Raw genomic sequence first — 18,900 nt, forward strand, 5'->3', positions numbered from 1 at the left:
GGATTAATTTGTGAGAATTAATCAAATTAGAGGTGGTAACACGCACAAGCGTCCTCAAGAAAACAAATGACAGGGTTTGTTTTCTTGAGGATGTTTTTTTATAAATGAATTTGGAGGAAATAAAATGATTGAGTTGAAAGATATATCAGTAACATTCTATCAACCAGACAGACAAATTAATGCTGTCAAAGATGTTAATCTAACTATAGATAAAGGTGATATCTATGGCATTGTCGGTTTTTCTGGTGCAGGAAAAAGTACGTTAGTGAGAGTGATTAATTTATTACAACGACCGACATCAGGTGAGGTCATTATAAAAGGAGAAAACATTACCAATTTAAAGGGAAAGGATTTAAGAAGAAAGAGACAGTCCATTGGGATGATTTTCCAACATTTTAATCTAATGGCAAGTCGTACTATTTTTGATAATGTTGATTTTTCATTAAAGTATTCAGGAAAATCAAAACAAGAGAGAAAAGAAAAAGTAACAGAATTATTAGAATTAGTTGGTTTATCTGATAAACATGACGCGTATCCAAGCCAATTGTCAGGTGGGCAAAAACAACGTGTTGCTATTGCAAGAGCTTTAGCAAATGACCCAGAAATTCTTTTATGTGATGAAGCAACAAGTGCTCTTGATCCAAAAACAACATTACAGATTTTATCTCTATTAAAAGAATTGAATAAACGGTTAAATCTAACCATTGTACTTATTACCCACGAAATGCAGGTGGTTAAAGAAATATGTAATAAAGTTGCCGTAATGGAAAATGGCGAGATTGTTGAAAAAGGAGACAGTGTCACATTATTCAGCCAAGCGGAAAAAGAATTGACTCAGACATTTATTCGAACAGCTTCACATATTGATCAAGCCCTAGAAACGATACTGAATAGTCAATCGTTTATTGATTCATCCAACGATATTTGGCTGATTGAATTATCTTATATAGGAAGTCAAACCAATGAAGCATTAATTTCACAACTGTACAGTCGTTTCCAAGTATCAGCCAATATTCTTTATGGAAATGTTGAAATTATTCAAGATGTTCCATTGGGAAGCTTAGTGGTCAGTTTGTCAGGTGACATTGATAAACGACAAGAAGCAGTAGCATATCTTATTGCTGAAGGCGTGAAAATTACAATCGTTAAAGCAGATGAGCCAGTTGAAGTGGAAGGAGTGAATCATTATGCAAAGGTTAATTGAAAATTATCTACCAAATGTGAGTCAAATTCCAGATGAATTTAAGCAAGCGACTATTGAAACATTATACATGTCGTTTTGGACAGCCATTATTGCGGGAATATTTGGTTTGATATTTGGTGTTATTTTAGTCGTCACTCGACCAGGTGGATTATTAGAACAAAAATATTTGTATCACCTATTAGATAAAATTGTGAATGTAGTTCGTTCCATACCATTTATCATCTTACTGGCTTTATTAAATGTTGTGACGCGTGTGATTGCAGGAACAACAATTGGCGCAACAGCAGCACTTGTACCACTTGTTGCAGGAGTTGTCCCATTTTTTGCAAGACAGATTGAAGTCGCGTTACTCGAAGTTGACCCGGGAGTTATTGAGGCGGCTGAGGCAATGGGAACAAGTCCTTTAGGAATTATCTTTAGAGTGTATTTAAAAGAAGGTTTACCAGGCATTGTCAGAGTTTCAGCCCTCACGATTATCAATGTGATTGGGTTAACAGCGATGGCTGGAGCAGTTGGGGCTGGAGGGTTAGGGAATCTAGCCATATCAAGAGGCCATAATAGATTTCAAAGTGATGTCACTTGGGCAGCATTGATTATTATTTTATTAATCGTATTTATTTGTCAGGGAATTAGTAACTTTATCATAAAAAAAATAAGCCATTAACAATCAAAAGGAGAATGAAATATGAAAAAATTTGTCGGATATATCGTAGCAGTTGCAGTAGTATTATTAGTTGTTACAGGGTGTGGTTCAGGTAATAAAGAGGCAATATCTGAATCAAAAAGCGGAAAAGAAATGACAGTAAAATTAGGTGTTGTCGGATCAGACACAGATGTTTGGGATAATGTACAAAAGAGATTGAAAGATGAAGGAATTAATCTAGAATATGTAAAATTTACTGATTATAGTCAACCAAACGTGGCTTTAGATAGTGGTGATATTGATTTAAATTCATTCCAACATCAAATCTTTTTAGATAACTTTAATCAAGAACATGGGACAGATTTAGTATCAATTGGGAATACAGTGAATGCACCTTTGGGAATCTATTCAGAAAAAATTAAAGATGTTAAAGAACTAAAAGATGGAGACACCATCTCTATTCCAAATGATGTAACAAATGGGGGGCGTGCGTTATTACTTCTTCAAACAGCAGGGTTAATCAAAGTTGATCCAGCCAAAAAACAATCACCAACAGTGAGTGATATTACAGAGAATAAATTGAATTTAAAAATTGAAGAATTAGATGCTTCTCAAACACCTCGTTCTTTACAAGATGTTGCAGCAGCTATTATCAATAGTGGTGTGGCAGTAGATGCTGGATACCATCCAACGAAAGATGCGATATTCTTAGAACCAGTAGACGATACATCAAAACCATATGTCAATATTATTGTGGCAAGAAAAGAAGATGAAGATAACGAAACATACCAAAAAATAGTAGATGCTTATCAAACAGAAGATACGAAAAAAGTGATTGAAGAAACATCTAAAGGCTCAAGTATTCCAGCATGGGATACATTTGGTAAAAAATAAGGCTACTTAAAGGAGAAAAGGACTATGACAAGAGCAGAACAATCAGCAATTATAAAAAATTATATTAAAAAACAATTACCTATATATAAAGAACTAGCATTAGACATACACGCCCATCCGGAAGTCAGTAACTATGAAGTTTACTCATCAGATGTATTAATTAATCAATTGAAAAAAGAAGGTTTTGACGTTAAAAAAAATGTTGCTGGTCACCATACAGGATTTGATGCACGATATAAATCTGGCAAGCCTGGACCAACTTTAGCATTTTTGGCTGAATACGATGCCTTACCTGGAATTGGTCATGCATGTGGACATAACTTATTTGGAAACTATTCAGTTTTAGCTGCTAGTGCATTAAAACAAGTGATAGATGAAGTTGGTGGTGAAATTCGCATTTATGGAACACCTGGAGAAGAAGGAGGGGAAAATGGATCAGCTAAAGGTAGTTTTGTAAGAGAGGGATTTTTTGATGATGTTGATGCCGCCCTCTGCGTTCATCCTGCACACAAGTATGGCAAGACGGCTTTAGGATTAGCAAACGATCCGGTAGATATTGAATTCTTTGGTGTGGCTTCTCATGCTGCAGCAGCACCTGAAAAGGGAGTTAATGCGCTCGATGCTTTAATACAAGTGTTTAATGGTATTAATGGACTAAGGCTTCATCTACCAAAAGATGTGAATATTCATGGCATTATTACTAATGGGGGAGTTGCTGCGAACGTTGTTCCTGAATATGCGTCTGGACGTTTTTATTTAAGAGCAGCTAATAGAAAAACGTTAGATGATGTCTATCAAAAAGTTGAAAATATTGTTAAAGGTGCGTCAATTGCGACAGGAGCAGATTACAAATTTGGGTTATTTCAAAATGGAGTAGATGATATTATTGTGACACCAACATTTGATGATATTTTTGTTAGTCATTTTGAGAGAATCGGTATTTCAGAAGAAGAAATATATAGTGGTGAAAGACAAAATATCGGTTCTTCCGATGTTGGAAATGTTAGTCAAGTGATTCCAACCATTCAACCAACAGTATCTATCTCTGATGAATACATTGCAGGTCATTCAGAAGAATTTAAAGCAGCCGCTAAAAGTGAGAAAGGTTTAAATTCAATAGGAATTGCTGCCCAGTTGTTAGCAGAAACAGCGTTGGATTTACTTTTAGATGACAAGTTATTAAATGAAATAAAAGAAGAACATAAAAAACAAAAAATACAAGGAAATTAATCTTTATTCTTTATCAATATAATAGATTTTTATATTGATATTACCAATCCCCTCTTTTTAAAAAAACTAACATTATATAGTAAAGATGTAGTGGTCATGCCTTTATAGAGATTGGACCCTACTATAATTTTTTATGTTAATCATTAGGCTTGAAAATAAGAAAATAATTTGTTTATCTTATATAGAAATAAGCTATCCCCCCTAGTTATTTTTTATTAAGATGTTTCTAAAAAAACAAGTCTAAAGCATGACTGAATGGTATTATTCCATTCAGTTTTTTGAGTTATTTTATAGAAATAGGTATAATTGATTTATCTAATAAGTTAGGAGGAAATTATATGAAAATTAGCTATCATGGTCATTCAGTCGTTATTATAGAAACAGATGATCATACTCGTATTTTAATTGATCCATTTATTACAGGAAATAAATTAACAGACCTAACACTAGAAAAAGTGGAAATAGATTATATTTTTATTACTCATGGACATAGTGACCATGTGGGGGATTTGGTTTATTTAGCTAAAAAAAACAATGCTCAAGTTGTTGCTATTCCAGAAATTTGTCATTTTGCAACAAGTCAAGGAATTAAGAATGTTCATCCTATGAATATAGGAGGAAAGTTTGATTTTCCGTTTGGTCAAGTTAAAATGGTTTTTGCACAACACAGTTCAGGATATGAGTTGGATGGTGAGATGATTTATATGGGAGAACCCGCTGGATTTATCTTTACCATTGATAATAAGTCAATTTATCATGCCGGAGATACTGCTTTTTATAGTGATTTATCTTTGTTGAAAGATGATTTTGATTTAGATGTCGCTTTTTTACCAATTGGTGACAACTTTACAATGGGGATAGCAGACGCTGCAAAAGCATCAAACGTTATTCAAGCAAAATTGACTATACCGATTCATTATAATACCTTTCCTGTTATAGAACAAAATCCATATGAGTTTATTGGTTTATTACCAGAAAATACAGGTAAAGTATTAGAACCAGGAGAGTTCATTAGTATTTAAAAATCATATGAGAACAGTCCGAATAGAACTGTTCTTTTTTTATTCCAAAAACATGTTGTATTGAAAATGATAAAATAATGAAACCTTTCTATTGCATTGTGGATAAAAAAAGTCTATAATAGCCGAATGTAAGAATGAGAGGAAGTGATATCACTTGAAGTTAACCAATGCAACGGAACAAGCGTTGGCAATCATGGCATTATTATCGACACAGGAAAAAGACGTACCTGTGTCATCAATCGCAATTTATCAAAAACTGTCAGTTTCTTCTTCTTATATTAGAAAGTTACTAAGAAAGTTAGTGGTTTCAAATATTATTGAAGGGGTATCTGGAAATAATGGTGGATTTTACATTAAAAAAGAGTTATCTGATATTACGCTATTACACATTGTTGAAGCAATAGAAGAGCCGTTTCACTCATTTCCAAAAGTGGGTGTTTTAGAGAGAGCTTTTAGTGATTTTACTAAAATTGCTCAAACAGGTGATGAACAAATTGCCGAGTGCTTTTCGCGAGCGGATAAAAAATGGAACAAAGAATTAGAAAGAATCACAGTAGAAGATATATTATCTGATGTCTTTCGTGAGTATGGTGAAATACCACATAGAAATTGGAATGATTTTATAGAGGATGAGAGGTCAATTCAATGTTAAATAGAATAAAAAATGTATGGGATTTATTTGTACTAGATTGGAAAAGGATTTTTCATAACAAGCTCACGTTTGTATTGATGATAGCATTGATGATTATCCCATCGTTATATGCATGGTTTAACATTGCTGCACTATGGGATCCATATTCAAATACTGGTGGTATCAAGATTGGGATTTATTCCGATGATCAAACAGTTGATTTGAAAGGTAAAGAAATCAATATTGGTGAAGAGATAGTTGAAAATTTAAAAGATAATAAAACAATTGGCTGGCAATTTGTGTCATCAAAGCAAGAGCTTGATGATAAAGTGAAAACTGGTAAGTATTATGCAGGAATTTATTTACCAAAGAACTTCACTGAGAATCTTTTAAGTTTTACTAAAGGTGAAATTGATTATCCAGAAATTGAATATCAAGTGAACCAAAAAATTAATGCCATTGCACCAAAAATATCTGATAAAGGTGCTGGGACCATTCAAGATACTATTTCAACAGAATTTATTGAAACAGCTAGTAAAACATTATTAGAAGTATTTAATGAGATTGGGTTTAACCTTGATGCCAATTTACCTTCTATTAAAAAAATTACGTCAAAAATTATCAAAGTAGATGAAAATCTTGATGAGATAGATGGCTATACAAAAGAAGTTTTGGAATTACAAACTAAAATGCCAGAATTTAAACAAAAACTAGCATTGGCTAATGAATTTGTTGATTATATTCCTGAATTAAATAAAACAACGGACAAAGTTGTGGCATTAAATGGAAAATTACCTGAGATAGCCCAATATGGTCAAATCGTTTATGATGTTCAAGGAAATATTCCAAAAATTAAAAATGCCGGAACTCAGTTAAACAAAGCTGACAATGACATGGATAAAATTGTGAAGATGATGGATGAGGCCATTAATGAAGCAACAAAAGGGTTAGAAGTCATTGGAACAGCACAAAAAGTGTTACCAGACGTGACAGAGTTGATTAACACAGCTGATGGCATGATTCCGGATTTACAAAAACAATTACAAGAGATAGCAAATGTGTTGCCAACAGTGACAGAAGGATTGACACAAGGATTGGAAGTATTAGATACCTTGTCTAAAGTGTCAGCTAAATTAGCAGCTGATATTGCGGCATTAGATACTGAAACACATACAGCACAAATTCATGCTCAACTTGTAAAACTGGATAACCAATTAAGCACACAACTACAAATTATTCAGTCATTAAAAGAAACATTGACTCAATTATCTACCTTACCAAATGCACCTGATTTTTCTAATGCATTGGCACAATTAGATGATTTAGAATCACATGTGAGTCATGCTCAGGCAAACGTTCAATCTATTTTAGATAATTGGGAAAGCTACGCAGACGCACCTGCTCAATTACAAGCAAAATTAACTGAAATCAGCAATACATTAAATCAGATTGTTGTATCAATCAACCCACAAGAAATTGAAGCACAAGTTGATCAAACATTAAAAAATGTTCAACACATGTTAACGTCAGCCGGAAACATTACTGGTACAATTATTGATAACAATACAATGAAAACGTTGGATAGTTTATTAACAAATACAACAGGTATTATTAATGAAGCAATAGGATTCTTGAAGGATTATCAAAAAGAGATGCCAGCTATTCAAGATGAGATTCATACAGCTAATGTTATGCTAAATGGCAATATGGATTTAATTATTAATGGTATTAATCAAGGTGCTGATTTTTTTAAAAATGATTTTCCTGTTGTTCAAAGTAAAATGAATAAGGCAACATTATTTATTAAAAATGATTTACCTGGAATTGAAAATGATGTAAAAGAGACCATGTCCAAAGTTAATGAAAAGGCACCTAAATTGGAAACAGCTTTAAATGCAGCAGAAGTGATGATTAAAGAAGACTGGCCGAATGTTAAAGAAGGTGTTCAAAAGGCAGCAAATGCCATTAGAAAAGGGGAAAAGGACATTGATTTAGAGGAGGCAGTGAAGTATCTTAAGGGAGATGCTAATGCTGAGAGTAAGTTTATTTCTAGTCCGGTCAAACTTAAAACGAAAGATGTGTATCCTGTTCCAAACTATGGATCAGCAAGTACGCCTTTTTATACAGCACTTTGTTTATGGGTTGGGGCAGTCTTATTTTCAAGTATTGCATCAACTAAATTCCATTTAGACGAGGAACACGTAGGGCGTTTTTCAAAACGTCAACAGTTTTTAGCTCGTATGGGAACATTCTTGGTAGTAGGTTTCTTCCAAGCGTTAATTGTAACAGTTGGAAATCAATTACTCCTTGGAACCTATACAAAAAATCCAGTATGGAATGTGATATTTGCTTTAATTATTGATTTAGCCTTTATGATGATGGTGTATGTGCTAGTTGCTTTATTTGATAATCTTGGTAAAGGAATTGCCATTATTATCTTGGTTCTTTCTATTTCAGCAGGTGGAGGAAACTTCCCAATTGAAATGTCAGGACCGTTCTTTAGAGCAATTAACCCTTATATTCCTTTTACCTATGCTGTAAACTTATTAAGAGAATCAGTGGGTGGTATTTATTGGCCGTCAGCACTTAAAGCTATCACTATTTTGATTAGTATAACAATCGGATTCTTCATTGTTGGGTATATTTTGTATCCAAAAGCAGAGAGAATCTTTAAAAAAGTAGGAGATAACCTTAAAGAAGGACGAATTCTTCATTAACATTAAATTATATAAAAAAGAATCTAGAATAACTCTAGGTTCTTTTTTGTTATAAATAAAACAATAATGTATTTATGAAAAGGTTGACAAAGCATAAAATGTGGGTATTTAGCAATAAATTAAATAACAATAAAAAGTAATTTGCAACAAATTAATAGTAGCAGTATACTAAACAAGAAAAAATAAGGATTGTTGATTGTCACAATAGACAACCCGCTAAAGGGGAGATAGAATTATGAGTAAAGTTGCGATAGTTACAGGAGCAGGACAAGGAATTGGTTTTGCTATTGCAAAACGATTATATGACGATGGCTTTAAAGTAGGTGTGATTGATTATAATAAGGACATCGCACAAAAAGCGGTTGAACACTTAGGAGAGAATGCTTTTGCTGCAACAGCTGATGTTTCTGATAGAGAACAATTAGCTTCAGCTATTCAAGTGATTGTTGAAACATTTGGTGATTTGCATGTTATGGTAAATAATGCTGGGATTGCTCCAACAACACCAATTGAAACCATTACGCCAGAACTTTTCAAAAAAGTTTATGACATTAATGTTGGTGGAGTATTATGGGGAACTCAAATCGCAACAGAAATGTTCCGTAAATTTGGTCACGGCGGTAAAGTGATTAACGCAACATCTCAAGCCGGTGTTGTAGGAAACCCTAATTTAATGCTTTATAGTTCATCAAAATTTGCGGTTCGCGGAATGACTCAAATCGCGGCACGTGATTTAGCTGAAGAAGGAATCACAGTAAATGCTTATGCTCCAGGTATTGTTAAAACACCTATGATGTATGACATTGCTCATCAAGTTGGTAAAAATGCAGGAAAAGATGATGAATGGGGAATGCAAACTTTTGCTAAAGATATTGCAATGAAACGTTTATCTGAACCAGAAGAAGTAGCAAGTGTGGTATCATTCCTTTCAGGACCAGACTCAAATTACATTACTGGTCAAACAATTATTGTAGATGGTGGAATGCAATTCCATTAATATCTAGTCATAAATTAAACTCTCTCGGGAACATTTCTGAGGGAGTTTTTTTATACGAAAAAAAGAGTGCTGATAAAAAATCAACACACTCTTATCTATTAATCTTCAATTTTATGGATATCAATGATTGAACCAGTATGAGCATCTGCTGTAAATTCATATTGAACAAGTTGTCCTTCTTCAACACGAGAAATACCACCTGTATAGACATCTGTTTTAATAGCAAATTTGTCTAAAGGTTCCTTTTTAAAGTGAATCCAAGAGCCTTCGATTGGGCCATCTTGTAGAAAATCAGATTTTACTTGCTCTAAAATATCGTCTGCTGAAAGAACTTTATTTTCTTTGTACCATTTTGTGACTAAAGCACCAGCAACGGCACCCATTGCTAAACCAATACCTAAACCAGTCGTTAATCCATGATGATAAACTTCTTTTGTTTTTTGTTTTTTATGAAACATGTCGTTACCTCCTATGGTAATACTGATGTTATTATTGTAGCATAAATGATTAAAATGGAAAGAAAAAAGAAGTTAAAAAATCAAGTGATTGGTTTTTGACTAAGCTTTGCTTATGTTATAATTAAGTGAAGAAGAAAGAGAGGTGAACTACTAATTATATAATTAGTAGATAATCATGGATGATAAATTATTTAATCGTATAAAAACATTAACTGAAATTCAAAGTGTCAGTGGCTTTGAAGACAACATGCGACGGGTTATGGCTAAAGAAATGACACCATTTGTTGATAAAGTAGAATATGATGGATTAGGTGGTGTGTTTGGTATTCGTAAAAACAAATCAAACGAAGCACCACGTATCATGTTAGCGTCTCACATGGATGAAGTTGGTTTTATGGTGAGTCAAATTTTAGAAAATGGATTGTTTAGAGTCGTCCCTTTAGGTGGATGGAATCCTTACACTGTATCGGCACAACGATTTACGTTACAAACAAAAAAAGGTGACTATCCAATTATTTCGACATCAGTTCCACCGCATTTATTAAGAGGAGCAAATAAGCAAAAGGGAATAGATGTTGCGGATATTTTATTTGATGCAGGATTTGTATCAAAAGAAGAAGCAGAAGAATTTGGCGTACGTCCAGGAGACGGGATTGTTCCTCAAGCTGAAACAATTAAAACAGCAAACGGTAAACGACTCATTTCAAAAGCGTGGGATAATCGCTATGGTTGTACACTGGTGTTAGATGTTTTAGAAGAATTATATGGTCAAGAATTACCAAATACCTTAATTGCAGGAGCAAACGTGCAAGAAGAAGTTGGGTTACGTGGAGCAAAAGTATCGACTCACAAATTTAAACCTGATTTATTCTTTGCAGTGGACTGCTCACCAGCTGATGATATGTCAGGTAAAAAAGATGCAAACGGTCAATTAGATGAAGGATTCTTATTAAGAATATTTGATCCAGGAATGATTATGTTAGGTCGCATGCGTGAATATATCCTTGAGTTAGCAGAAGATAATAACATTCCCTATCAATACTTTGTTTCAAAAGGTGGAACAGACGCAGGTGCAGCACACTTAGTCAATGACGGGGTTCCAAGTGCGGTAATTGGTGTGCCAGGTCGTTATATCCATACTCATCAAACCATGTTTAGTATCAAAGACTATGAAGCTGCAAGAGAAATGGTCTTGAAATTAATCACAACATTAGATAAAACAGAAGTTGATACAATAATATACGGAAAGTAGTGAAGAGATGTTAATCCCAACAACGTATGAAGAATTAGCTAAACCACTTGAAGAAGGAAAAACCATGCTATTTTTTACAGCTGATTGGTGTGGTGATTGTGTCTTTATTAAACCAGACATGCCAGAAATTGAAGCGAGTTTTCCTGAATACACGTTTGTCCAAGTGGATAGAGATGTGTTTATCGATATTTGCCAAAAATGGGAAATACTAGGCATTCCAAGTTTTGTAGCAATCAAAGACGGTAAAGAGCTAGGTCGTTTTGTTAGTAAAGACCGTAAAACGAAAGAAGAAATTATGACGTTTATCAGTGAATTATAAAAGGAGGAGATAGTATGTTAGAATCACAAGAATATCGTTCAATATTAGTTGGAACAGATGGTAGTGAACAAGCCCAACAAGCATTTGAAAAGGCTGTCGCTGTGGCAAAACGTAATAATGCAGATATCGTTGTAGCACATATCATCGAAAATAAATTATACGGCGGGACTATGGCGTTTTCTACTTTTTCTCCAGATATTGTTCAAGAAGAAACTAATCAAGCAAAAGAGTTGCTCGAGAGCTATCTCCAGATAGCAAACGATTTAGGTTATGACCGAGTAAAAGCAACCTTAGAGTTTGGTTCCCCTAAAGTGATGATGGCAACAGAACTGCCAGAAAAATATGATACAGATTTAATTATGGTTGGACAATCAGGATTAAATGCGGTAGAACGATTAGTTATGGGAAGTGTGAGTGATCATATTATACGAACAGCACCATGTGATGTCTTAGTTGTTCGACCTGAGTAAAACAAAAAGAATGGTGAGGAAAAAATTAATGATTGTTAGTTATAATTTAGAAGCAGTTGGTGACACGCTGATTATTGTTGTAGCAAAAGGAAATAGTAAAGAAGTATCTGTTGTTAAAAAAGATAATGTAGCTTGTATTATAGAAAATGAAACAGATCACATTTTGGGTTGGAATATTTTTGATGCGTCAGATCATATTACTAATTTAAATGGAAATGGCCAAATCGAGTTATCATCATCACAAATTACTGAGCTTAATTTGACATTAAAAGAGGCAGGATTTTCTCATGAGTTTGAAGTAGATCATTCGCCAAAATTTGTTGTGGGATATGTTCATACATGTATACCACATGAAGATTCTGACCACTTAACGGTAAACGACATTGAGGTTGATAATGGTGAACATCTACAAATTGTATGTGGTGCACCAAACATTAAAGCTGGTTTAAAGGTAGTTGTTGCAAAAGTAGGTGCTATGATGCCTGATGGCTTAATTATTTGGCCTGGAGAATTACGTGGTGTGAAAAGTTTTGGTATGGTTTGTTCTGCAAAAGAATTACACTTACCAAATGCACCAAAAGAAAAAGGAATTTTAGAGCTAGATGATAGCTATGAAGTGGGAAGTCGCTTCAATTTACCTCAATAATTAATACTTTGTAAAAGTTTGAGTTATTAATTGTTGTTTCAAACACTATGAGTTAAAATAACATAGAGACATATTAAAGGGGGGAATTGCAATGAGTTTTGTTGATGAAACAGTCCAATTTGATTTTGGGGATGCCAATAAACGTGAAGTAAGTGAAACATTAGCGATTGTTTATATGGCGCTAAAAGAAAAAGGCTATAATCCTATTAATCAAATTGTTGGTTACTTATTATCAGGAGACCCAGCCTATATTCCGCGTTATCAAGATGCTCGTAATTTAATTCGTCGTCATGAGAGAGACGAAATTATGGAAGAATTGGTAAAAAACTATTTAGTGCATAATGGTATCGATCTATTATGAGAAAAATGGGATTAGATGTAGGATCTAGAACTGTTGGTGTTGCCGTAAGTGACTTACTTGGTTGGACAGCCCAAGGGTTAGAAATTATAAAAATTAATGAAGATGAAGGCGAGTTCGGTATTGAACGTGTAGCAGATTTAGTCAAACAATACGAAGTTGAAGAATTTGTGGTTGGCTTACCTAAGAACATGAATAATACGATTGGTCCAAGAGCAGAAGCAGCAATAGCTTATGGTGATTTATTAAAAGAAACCTTTAATTTACCAGTCGTTTATCAAGACGAGCGATTGTCAACTGTCGCAGCTGAGAGAATGTTAGTTGAGCAAGCTAATACGTCTCGAGCCAAGCGAAAAAAAGTGATTGATAAATTAGCTGCTGTAATGATTCTTCAAAATTATTTGGATAAAAAGGTTTAATAGCCTTTTTATCTTTTTTTTTGTATAATGAAGAGGAAGCAAAGATGAACAGAAAAGAGGAATAAATGATGACAGATAAACATGTACACACAGATGACTGTAACCACGATCATGAACATGAGGCAGATGATTTAATTACGTTAATTGATGATGAAGGAAATGAAGTATTATTTCGTATTCACTTAACAATTGATGGTAAAGAACAATTCGGTAGAGATTATGTATTATTATATGATGCAAGTACACCAGAAGGTGAAGAAGTTGAATTATTAGCTTATGCTTATGAGCAAGAAGATAACGAAGCAGAAGGTCGTTTAATGGAAATTGAAACAGAAGCTGAATGGGATATGATTGAAGAAGTTTTCAATGCATTCGAAGCAGAAGAAGATTAAACATCTTAAAATAAGAGCTAAACCCTTGATATGATTGGGTTTAGCTTTTTTTGTAGAGTTTTGGAAGTTTGAGAAGAGGGAAAGTAAATGAAAAAGTATAAAGGAAGCTATACTGTATTATTTTTAAGTCTTCTAATCGGGATTGTTTTGGGAAATGTTATAAAAGATATGACATTAGGTATATTAATTGGGATTTTAACTTATCCATTGTTTTCTTTCATGCAAAGATATTAGGAAGGGATGCTAAGATGATCACTAAATTAGAGGTTTTAATGGAAAATCAATTACAAGATATTATGTCGATTTGGCTTGATACTAACAAAAAGGCCCACTCCTATATAGCTAATTCATATTGGGAAGACAATATAGAGTTTGTAGAAAAAGAGCTACCTAAAGCAGATATCTATATAGCAACAGATGAAAATGGAAAAATTATTGGCTTTTTAGGTATTTTAGAAAGCTATATAGCGGGATTATTTGTATCGTCTGATTATCAAAGGCAAGGTATCGGAAATAAACTAATAGAACGAGCAAAAGTTGATTTTGAAGAATTATCTTTAACTGTTTATGAAAAAAATAAGCAAGCAGTAAATTTTTACACTAAAGAAGGATTTAAAATTAGTGAAACTCAAATTGATGAGGACACAAATGAAATTGAATTAGTTATGGTATACAAAAACTGACAGTGAATAAATCAACTGTCAGTTTTATGTTTATTGTTTTTTCTTTTTCATATACCAAAAAATAGCTGCTAAACCAATGATTAGAATTCCTATGAATGGCAGATATTTTTGAACAACCTCTCCTGTTTTAGGAAGACGAGATAAAGAGTTTAGTTCTTGATTATCATTGTTTACTTTTTTATTTTTAGAAACTGTTTTCTGAGAATTAGTGTCTGTCTGGCTACTTGTTTCACTAGTCTCTGAACTGGCTGATTGACTTGATTGTTTACTAGAACTTATTTCTGTACTATCAGTTGTTTCAGGAGCAGGAGTGACTAAAGTATTATCATCTTCAGTTATTAGAGTAGAAGAGGATGACGTAGAACTTGATTCTTGTTGACTACTACTTACTGTTACATCTGTTGTCTCGGAAGTACTAGTGGTAGAATTCTTTGATTCGTCACTTATCGTTTGAGTTGTAGAGTCAGTATTACTTTCTGAAAGTATTGTATCTGTTACGCTAGTTGTTTCTTGTGTCGACTCATTTTCAGATTGACTGATAGTGTTATTTGTCTGACTTGTTTCACTTTCGCTACTTAAAGAAGAACTAGACTCAGTTTCTGTTGTCGATTCAGTAGAGGACGTCATTGTATCGCTTGTTTCAGGAATGACTACATCTTTTTTAGTGTGTAGTTGCTTAAATTGATTATTTTCTTCAAATAATTTTCCTATTTCTAGTAAAAGTCTATCTTGATTTGTCGCAGCATTAAATTGTATTCCTAAAGGTAAATTACCTTTGCTGACATAAGTTGGTAAACTAATAGCAGGTTGGCCAGTTAAATTTGCTAACTGAGTAAAAGGTGTGTAAGCCAATGAATTTAACCATTGATCGTAGACAACTTTCATTCGTTCATCTTTTGTTTTTAACTCATCAATATGTTTAATTTGTTCAGCGTATTCTGGTGTTAGTAAAGATTCAGTTAGCCCTGGAGCAGTTGAAGCCGTAGTTGGCGTTAATATTAAAGGATAGTCTTTGTACAAAGCTTCCATTGTTTCTTTAACCTCATCGTTATAAGCATTGACTTTTTCTAAGTCTTCTTTATGAACCAATTCACTCGCTTGGTAAAGAGCCCACGTAACTGGATCAACATCGTCTATATGTAAACTTCTTTTTAATGTTTGCTTAGCTAAAAAGTTGGCTAAACTACCTGAAGCAGTTGCCATCTCATAATAACCATGCATTAGTTTAATCCCATCAACTGGAATAGAGATTTCTTCAGTGACAAATCCTTTTGAATTTAAAAAGTTAACAGCGTTCATAACAGCTTGTTTAGCATCATCACTGACAGGTGTCCCAACAGGTGAAGTAGTGGTGTAACCTACTTTTATACCAGTAAGATTAGCCGGTGTAGGATTAATATCAGATGTTAATAGATTCTCAAACAAAGCTGTTGTGTCTTCCATATTTTTAGCAAGTGGGAAATTGACGACTTGTCCAGTTTTAGCATTTCCTGAAATGATGCCTCTAGAAGGTTTTAATCCGACAAGACCATTCCATGATGCTGGAATTCTGATAGAGCCACCAGCATCACTACCAGACGCAACAGGCACCACACCAGATGCCACGGCAGCACCAGAGCCACCAGAAGACCCACCGGCTTGATAGTTAGGATTCCAGGGACTTCCAGTAGGGCCATAAAGAGTCGAATCAGTCACATTTTTCAATCCTAATTGGGGGTAGTTACTTTGACCAATGATAACAAAGCCTAAATCTTGTAATGATTTGGCAATACGCCCGTTAAATTTTGTTGTGACATGTTTGTTAAAATCTAACCCATTGGAGTTACTTCCACCAACGATACTATGACCTAATCCTTTCATTACAATAGGGACACCAAAAAATGGTTGACCGTTATCGACCATCTCGCTTGCTTCTTTTAAAGCAAGGTCTTTTCTTGTTGTAATTAAAGCATTTGTTCGTGGGTTTTCTATGTCATTGACTTGAAAAGCTAAATCAATTAATTCTTCGGTTGTAACTTTTTTCTCTCTTACTAGCTTAGCTAAATCAGTAGCGCTCATAGAAATGTACTCATCAGTTGTTAGATTCGTGTGTTGTGGTGTATCAGTAACGATGGTTGAACTACTAGTTGTAGCGACAGGAACCTCTACGGCATGAGTATGTATACCAACAGATAATACTGCTGTGGCAAGTAATAATTTTATATGATTTTTTATCGGCATATTTTTTCTCCTTTTTACAAACTTCTTCAAGTGTAATCAAAAACGATCAAAAAAGAACGACGTAAATTTTTTACGTCGTTCTTTTACTGACGGAAAAGACGAAAATGTGTAATTTTTTATAAAATACCACTACTAGAAGACATATTCCAAAATAAACAAAACAATTTTGTATTTAACGATTAATTAAATGGTAGGCTTTTTGCGTATTGGCAAAATGAACTTTTGCATATTGTTCTAAAAGGGGCATGCCACCTTTTTTGATGATGTTAGCAGCAGCTATATCTGATTTTTGTCCAGCACCTGAAGGCATAGTAAATCCAAGTTCTTGACTTGCTTTTTCTAAACTAGTTAAAAATTCTGCTCGGCAGATAATAGAAGCTGCAGCAACAGACAAATGATATTGCTCACCTTTCGTTGTAAAGTAAAGAGGTTTAGTCACCCGATTTTGCTCTTTTGATAAGTATTTGCGATAGTTTGATTCAGGAGTGAATTGATCAATTAGTATACCTTTAGGGGTAATTGGGCTGATATCTTGCATTAAAAGATAGATGGCTTGATTATGTAAGGCAACTTTCATTCGATTGACATTGTATTCTGGTTGGATTTCATTATATTTTTTTGGTGTTAATACTAGTTTTCGGTAAGGTATGACATGGATGATTTCTTTGGCAATCCGTTTAATGTCATGATCCGTTAACATTTTTGAGTCTTTTACGCCTAACTCTTTTAATAGTGGCATATGTGTGTCATCAACATAAGCAGCACAGACAACAACTGGTCCAAGATAGCTACCATTTCCAACCTCGTCACTCCCCACAACGTTCCATGAAGCAAAATCTTTTGGCAACGAGTTTGAAGAACTAGAAGATTGTTTTTTTTGCGTCGTATTAGCTCCACGCTTTTCCCACATAGCGGCTTCTTTTTCAGCGTTGACTCCTTGAAAGACAACTTTTTTTGATTGATAAGCTGTGATAACTACTCCAGGAATTTTGGCTTGAAATAATGCGTATGGGGGTGTTTTTTGGAAATATGATTCATAAGCTGTTGTTAGTTCACTGATTAGCTTGTCAGAGGCTAATAATGTTATAGTTTGTTGCATATTCAACTTCCTTTTTAAAAAATTTATGTTAAGTATAACATGTTTTTATCATGAATGATTCTTAAGGTACAACTTGCTGAATTGTCAATTAAAAGAAAGTCATATATAATTAAGTTGCTTCTTTTAGTGAAGGATTTATGGGAGGATTTAAAATGGCTTTTGAAGAGAACAAACGATATAAAGCAACCATTGCTGGTAATACATATACAATCATAGGAAAAGAAAGTCATCATCATATGGATATTGTTAATCAGTTGGCAAACGAGCAGCTTGAAACAATTATGAAACATGCTCCTAAGCTATCAACAGAACAGGCTGCTATCTTATTAGCGATTAATACACTATCTGTTCAAATAAAACAGCAGGAAACAATTTTAAACTTAAAAAAAGATATTAGTGAATTAGAAGATGAACTAGAAAAAATGAAGAAGTTAGAAGAACGTCTTGATAAAATCGAGTCAAGAGAAAAAGAAACACGAAAAAAAGTGATACAAGAAAATCGAGAGTTAACAGATGAAGAGATGTTGAATCAGATTGAGATTCAAAAAATTGTGAATGAACAAGCAAAAGAAAAAATTAAACGCAACAATCATCAGAAGAAAAAACAACAATCAAACAAATAAAAAAATAAGTAGGTTTTTCAATGGTTATAACAATAATTAGTATTTTAGTATTATTGACAGGATTTTATGCAGGCTATCGACGAGGTTTTACTTTACAGTTGGTTTATTTTGTGGGCTATTTGTTAAGTTTTTTTATGGCAAAAAGCATGTATCAATCTGTAGGAAAAAAAATTGAACTATTAATCCCTTATCCTGCGCCAACAAAGACAACGAAACTAGCTGTTTTTGATAATCAGCTGATATTTGATTTAGATAAAGCTTTTTATGCAGCATTTGGCTTTTTAATTGTTTTAGTCGTAGGCTATTTGGTAACAAAATTTGTCGGTATGTTGTGTTACAGATTAACTTTTATTCCATTGCTTCATAAAAGTAACCAGTTAGTTGGAGGATTAATTAATCTTGCTTTAACCTATATTGGATTAGTCATCGTGTTAACGATAATAAGCATGATACCACTAGGTTTTATTCAAAATGCTTTTGCTAGTTCAGGTGTTGCTAGAGCGATGATTGAACATACCCCAATACTGTCATCTAGTTTGTATCAGTGGTGGATTAAACAAATTATTTTATAAAAGAAGAGCCTAGTAAAATGGGCTCTTTATTTACATAAGTCGTATTTTAGG

General features: G+C 33.7%; 22 protein-coding genes and 1 other annotated feature (1 of these 23 cut by a window edge). Of the genes, 19 read left to right on the plus strand and 3 right to left on the minus strand.

From position 1 onward, the window contains the following. Positions 1-59: a binding site (T-box leader), on the plus strand (it extends 181 nt beyond the left edge of the window). A gap of 65 nt (positions 60-124) precedes the next feature. From MN581_RS04350 to MN581_RS04385, 8 genes are all read left to right on the plus strand, one after another. Beyond that, on the plus strand, positions 125-1,204 hold the full coding sequence (locus tag MN581_RS04350; RefSeq protein ID WP_117972472.1) for an ATP-binding cassette domain-containing protein: 1,080 nt from the start codon (positions 125-127) through the stop codon (positions 1,202-1,204). After that, on the plus strand, positions 1,188-1,868 hold the full coding sequence (locus MN581_RS04355; protein ID WP_117972473.1) for a methionine ABC transporter permease: 681 nt from the start codon (positions 1,188-1,190) through the stop codon (positions 1,866-1,868). The genes MN581_RS04350 and MN581_RS04355 overlap by 17 nt, the downstream gene beginning before the upstream one ends. A 21-nt stretch (positions 1,869-1,889) precedes the next feature. After that, positions 1,890-2,741 (plus strand): MetQ/NlpA family ABC transporter substrate-binding protein, encoded by an 852-nt coding sequence (locus MN581_RS04360; RefSeq protein ID WP_117972474.1) that lies wholly within the window; start codon positions 1,890-1,892, stop codon positions 2,739-2,741. Positions 2,742-2,765: 24 nt separating this feature from the next. After that, complete coding sequence (locus tag MN581_RS04365) at positions 2,766-3,971, plus strand: M20 family metallopeptidase (RefSeq protein WP_241699271.1); 1,206 nt, start codon at positions 2,766-2,768, stop codon at positions 3,969-3,971. Between the two features lie 338 nt (positions 3,972-4,309). Next, entirely contained in the window at positions 4,310-4,993 is a 684-nt protein-coding gene (locus MN581_RS04370; RefSeq protein WP_117972476.1) for a metal-dependent hydrolase, read from the plus strand. Positions 4,994-5,147: 154 nt separating this feature from the next. After that, positions 5,148-5,645: an Rrf2 family transcriptional regulator gene (locus MN581_RS04375; protein ID WP_117972477.1), complete on the plus strand. Its 498-nt coding sequence runs from the start codon at positions 5,148-5,150 to the stop codon at positions 5,643-5,645. Beyond that, a complete protein-coding gene (locus tag MN581_RS04380) occupies positions 5,639-8,341 on the plus strand; it encodes a YhgE/Pip domain-containing protein (protein ID WP_117972478.1) in 2,703 nt (900 codons plus the stop codon). The genes MN581_RS04375 and MN581_RS04380 overlap by 7 nt, the downstream gene beginning before the upstream one ends. Before the next feature lie 235 nt (positions 8,342-8,576). Further along, positions 8,577-9,338 carry a (S)-acetoin forming diacetyl reductase gene (locus MN581_RS04385; protein WP_117972479.1) on the plus strand — a complete coding sequence of 254 codons (762 nt, stop codon included), beginning with the start codon at positions 8,577-8,579 and terminating at the stop codon, positions 9,336-9,338. A gap of 98 nt (positions 9,339-9,436) precedes the next feature. Here the strand turns inward: MN581_RS04385 and MN581_RS04390 are convergent, their stop codons facing one another. Continuing rightward, the gene (locus MN581_RS04390; protein WP_117972480.1) at positions 9,437-9,796 is read right to left on the minus strand and encodes a PepSY domain-containing protein; all 360 of its coding nucleotides are present in this window, start codon (positions 9,794-9,796) and stop codon (positions 9,437-9,439) included. Between the two features lie 175 nt (positions 9,797-9,971). Here MN581_RS04390 and pepA point away from each other — a divergent pair, with 175 nt between their 5' ends. From pepA to MN581_RS04435, 9 genes are all read left to right on the plus strand, one after another. After that, positions 9,972-11,048 carry a glutamyl aminopeptidase gene (gene pepA / locus MN581_RS04395; RefSeq protein ID WP_117972481.1) on the plus strand — a complete coding sequence of 359 codons (1,077 nt, stop codon included), beginning with the start codon at positions 9,972-9,974 and terminating at the stop codon, positions 11,046-11,048. Positions 11,049-11,055: 7 nt separating this feature from the next. Further along, a complete protein-coding gene (locus tag MN581_RS04400; RefSeq protein ID WP_117972482.1) occupies positions 11,056-11,367 on the plus strand; it encodes a thioredoxin family protein in 312 nt (103 codons plus the stop codon). A gap of 14 nt (positions 11,368-11,381) precedes the next feature. Continuing rightward, the gene (locus MN581_RS04405; protein ID WP_117972483.1) at positions 11,382-11,837 is read left to right on the plus strand and encodes a universal stress protein; all 456 of its coding nucleotides are present in this window, start codon (positions 11,382-11,384) and stop codon (positions 11,835-11,837) included. Between the two features lie 28 nt (positions 11,838-11,865). Beyond that, a complete protein-coding gene (gene ytpR, locus MN581_RS04410) occupies positions 11,866-12,483 on the plus strand; it encodes a YtpR family tRNA-binding protein (protein ID WP_117972484.1) in 618 nt (205 codons plus the stop codon). A 91-nt stretch (positions 12,484-12,574) separates the two neighbouring features. Beyond that, complete coding sequence (locus MN581_RS04415) at positions 12,575-12,844, plus strand: IreB family regulatory phosphoprotein (RefSeq protein WP_117972485.1); 270 nt, start codon at positions 12,575-12,577, stop codon at positions 12,842-12,844. Beyond that, positions 12,841-13,260, plus strand: coding sequence for a Holliday junction resolvase RuvX (gene ruvX / locus MN581_RS04420; protein WP_117972486.1), 420 nt, complete (start codon positions 12,841-12,843; stop codon positions 13,258-13,260). The genes MN581_RS04415 and ruvX overlap by 4 nt, the downstream gene beginning before the upstream one ends. Positions 13,261-13,328: 68 nt before the next feature. Beyond that, complete coding sequence (locus tag MN581_RS04425) at positions 13,329-13,652, plus strand: DUF1292 domain-containing protein (RefSeq protein WP_117972487.1); 324 nt, start codon at positions 13,329-13,331, stop codon at positions 13,650-13,652. Between the two features lie 87 nt (positions 13,653-13,739). After that, positions 13,740-13,886, plus strand: a complete 147-nt coding sequence (locus MN581_RS04430; protein ID WP_158559366.1) for a hypothetical protein — start codon at positions 13,740-13,742, stop codon at positions 13,884-13,886. 38 nt (positions 13,887-13,924) lie between these two features. Continuing rightward, positions 13,925-14,335, plus strand: a complete 411-nt coding sequence (locus tag MN581_RS04435; RefSeq protein ID WP_199500884.1) for a GNAT family N-acetyltransferase — start codon at positions 13,925-13,927, stop codon at positions 14,333-14,335. A 30-nt stretch (positions 14,336-14,365) separates the two neighbouring features. Here the strand turns inward: MN581_RS04435 and MN581_RS04440 are convergent, their stop codons facing one another. Both MN581_RS04440 and rnhC read right to left on the minus strand, forming a co-directional pair. Continuing rightward, positions 14,366-16,555 (minus strand): amidase family protein, encoded by a 2,190-nt coding sequence (locus MN581_RS04440; RefSeq protein ID WP_241699272.1) that lies wholly within the window; start codon positions 16,553-16,555, stop codon positions 14,366-14,368. A gap of 172 nt (positions 16,556-16,727) precedes the next feature. Continuing rightward, a complete protein-coding gene (gene rnhC, locus MN581_RS04445; protein WP_241699273.1) occupies positions 16,728-17,654 on the minus strand; it encodes a ribonuclease HIII in 927 nt (308 codons plus the stop codon). Between the two features lie 152 nt (positions 17,655-17,806). Between rnhC and zapA the strand changes: the two genes are divergently transcribed. Further along, positions 17,807-18,277, plus strand: a complete 471-nt coding sequence (gene zapA / locus MN581_RS04450) for a cell division protein ZapA (protein ID WP_158559368.1) — start codon at positions 17,807-17,809, stop codon at positions 18,275-18,277. Positions 18,278-18,297: 20 nt separating this feature from the next. Further along, entirely contained in the window at positions 18,298-18,849 is a 552-nt protein-coding gene (locus tag MN581_RS04455) for a CvpA family protein (RefSeq protein WP_117972491.1), read from the plus strand. The last annotated feature ends 51 nt before the right edge of the window (positions 18,850-18,900 follow it).

Source organism: Vagococcus sp. CY53-2, assembly GCF_022604695.1.
Lineage (GTDB): Bacteria > Bacillota > Bacilli > Lactobacillales > Vagococcaceae > Vagococcus.

Coding starts and splice junctions, on each gene's coding strand:
- MN581_RS04405 (WP_117972483.1), top strand. CDS start 11,382: ATGTTAGAATCACAAGAATATCGTTCAATATTAGTTGGAACAGATGGT.
- MN581_RS04355 (WP_117972473.1), top strand. CDS start 1,188: ATGCAAAGGTTAATTGAAAATTATCTACCAAATGTGAGTCAAATTCCA.
- MN581_RS04415 (WP_117972485.1), top strand. CDS start 12,575: ATGAGTTTTGTTGATGAAACAGTCCAATTTGATTTTGGGGATGCCAAT.
- pepA (WP_117972481.1), top strand. CDS start 9,972: ATGGATGATAAATTATTTAATCGTATAAAAACATTAACTGAAATTCAA.
- MN581_RS04425 (WP_117972487.1), top strand. CDS start 13,329: ATGACAGATAAACATGTACACACAGATGACTGTAACCACGATCATGAA.
- MN581_RS04370 (WP_117972476.1), top strand. CDS start 4,310: ATGAAAATTAGCTATCATGGTCATTCAGTCGTTATTATAGAAACAGAT.
- MN581_RS04365 (WP_241699271.1), top strand. CDS start 2,766: ATGACAAGAGCAGAACAATCAGCAATTATAAAAAATTATATTAAAAAA.
- MN581_RS04400 (WP_117972482.1), top strand. CDS start 11,056: ATGTTAATCCCAACAACGTATGAAGAATTAGCTAAACCACTTGAAGAA.
- ytpR (WP_117972484.1), top strand. CDS start 11,866: ATGATTGTTAGTTATAATTTAGAAGCAGTTGGTGACACGCTGATTATT.
- zapA (WP_158559368.1), top strand. CDS start 17,807: ATGGCTTTTGAAGAGAACAAACGATATAAAGCAACCATTGCTGGTAAT.
- ruvX (WP_117972486.1), top strand. CDS start 12,841: ATGAGAAAAATGGGATTAGATGTAGGATCTAGAACTGTTGGTGTTGCC.
- MN581_RS04440 (WP_241699272.1), bottom strand. CDS start 16,555: ATGCCGATAAAAAATCATATAAAATTATTACTTGCCACAGCAGTATTA.
- MN581_RS04385 (WP_117972479.1), top strand. CDS start 8,577: ATGAGTAAAGTTGCGATAGTTACAGGAGCAGGACAAGGAATTGGTTTT.
- MN581_RS04360 (WP_117972474.1), top strand. CDS start 1,890: ATGAAAAAATTTGTCGGATATATCGTAGCAGTTGCAGTAGTATTATTA.
- rnhC (WP_241699273.1), bottom strand. CDS start 17,654: ATGCAACAAACTATAACATTATTAGCCTCTGACAAGCTAATCAGTGAA.
- MN581_RS04455 (WP_117972491.1), top strand. CDS start 18,298: ATGGTTATAACAATAATTAGTATTTTAGTATTATTGACAGGATTTTAT.
- MN581_RS04390 (WP_117972480.1), bottom strand. CDS start 9,796: ATGTTTCATAAAAAACAAAAAACAAAAGAAGTTTATCATCATGGATTA.
- MN581_RS04435 (WP_199500884.1), top strand. CDS start 13,925: ATGGAAAATCAATTACAAGATATTATGTCGATTTGGCTTGATACTAAC.
- MN581_RS04430 (WP_158559366.1), top strand. CDS start 13,740: ATGAAAAAGTATAAAGGAAGCTATACTGTATTATTTTTAAGTCTTCTA.
- MN581_RS04380 (WP_117972478.1), top strand. CDS start 5,639: ATGTTAAATAGAATAAAAAATGTATGGGATTTATTTGTACTAGATTGG.
- MN581_RS04350 (WP_117972472.1), top strand. CDS start 125: ATGATTGAGTTGAAAGATATATCAGTAACATTCTATCAACCAGACAGA.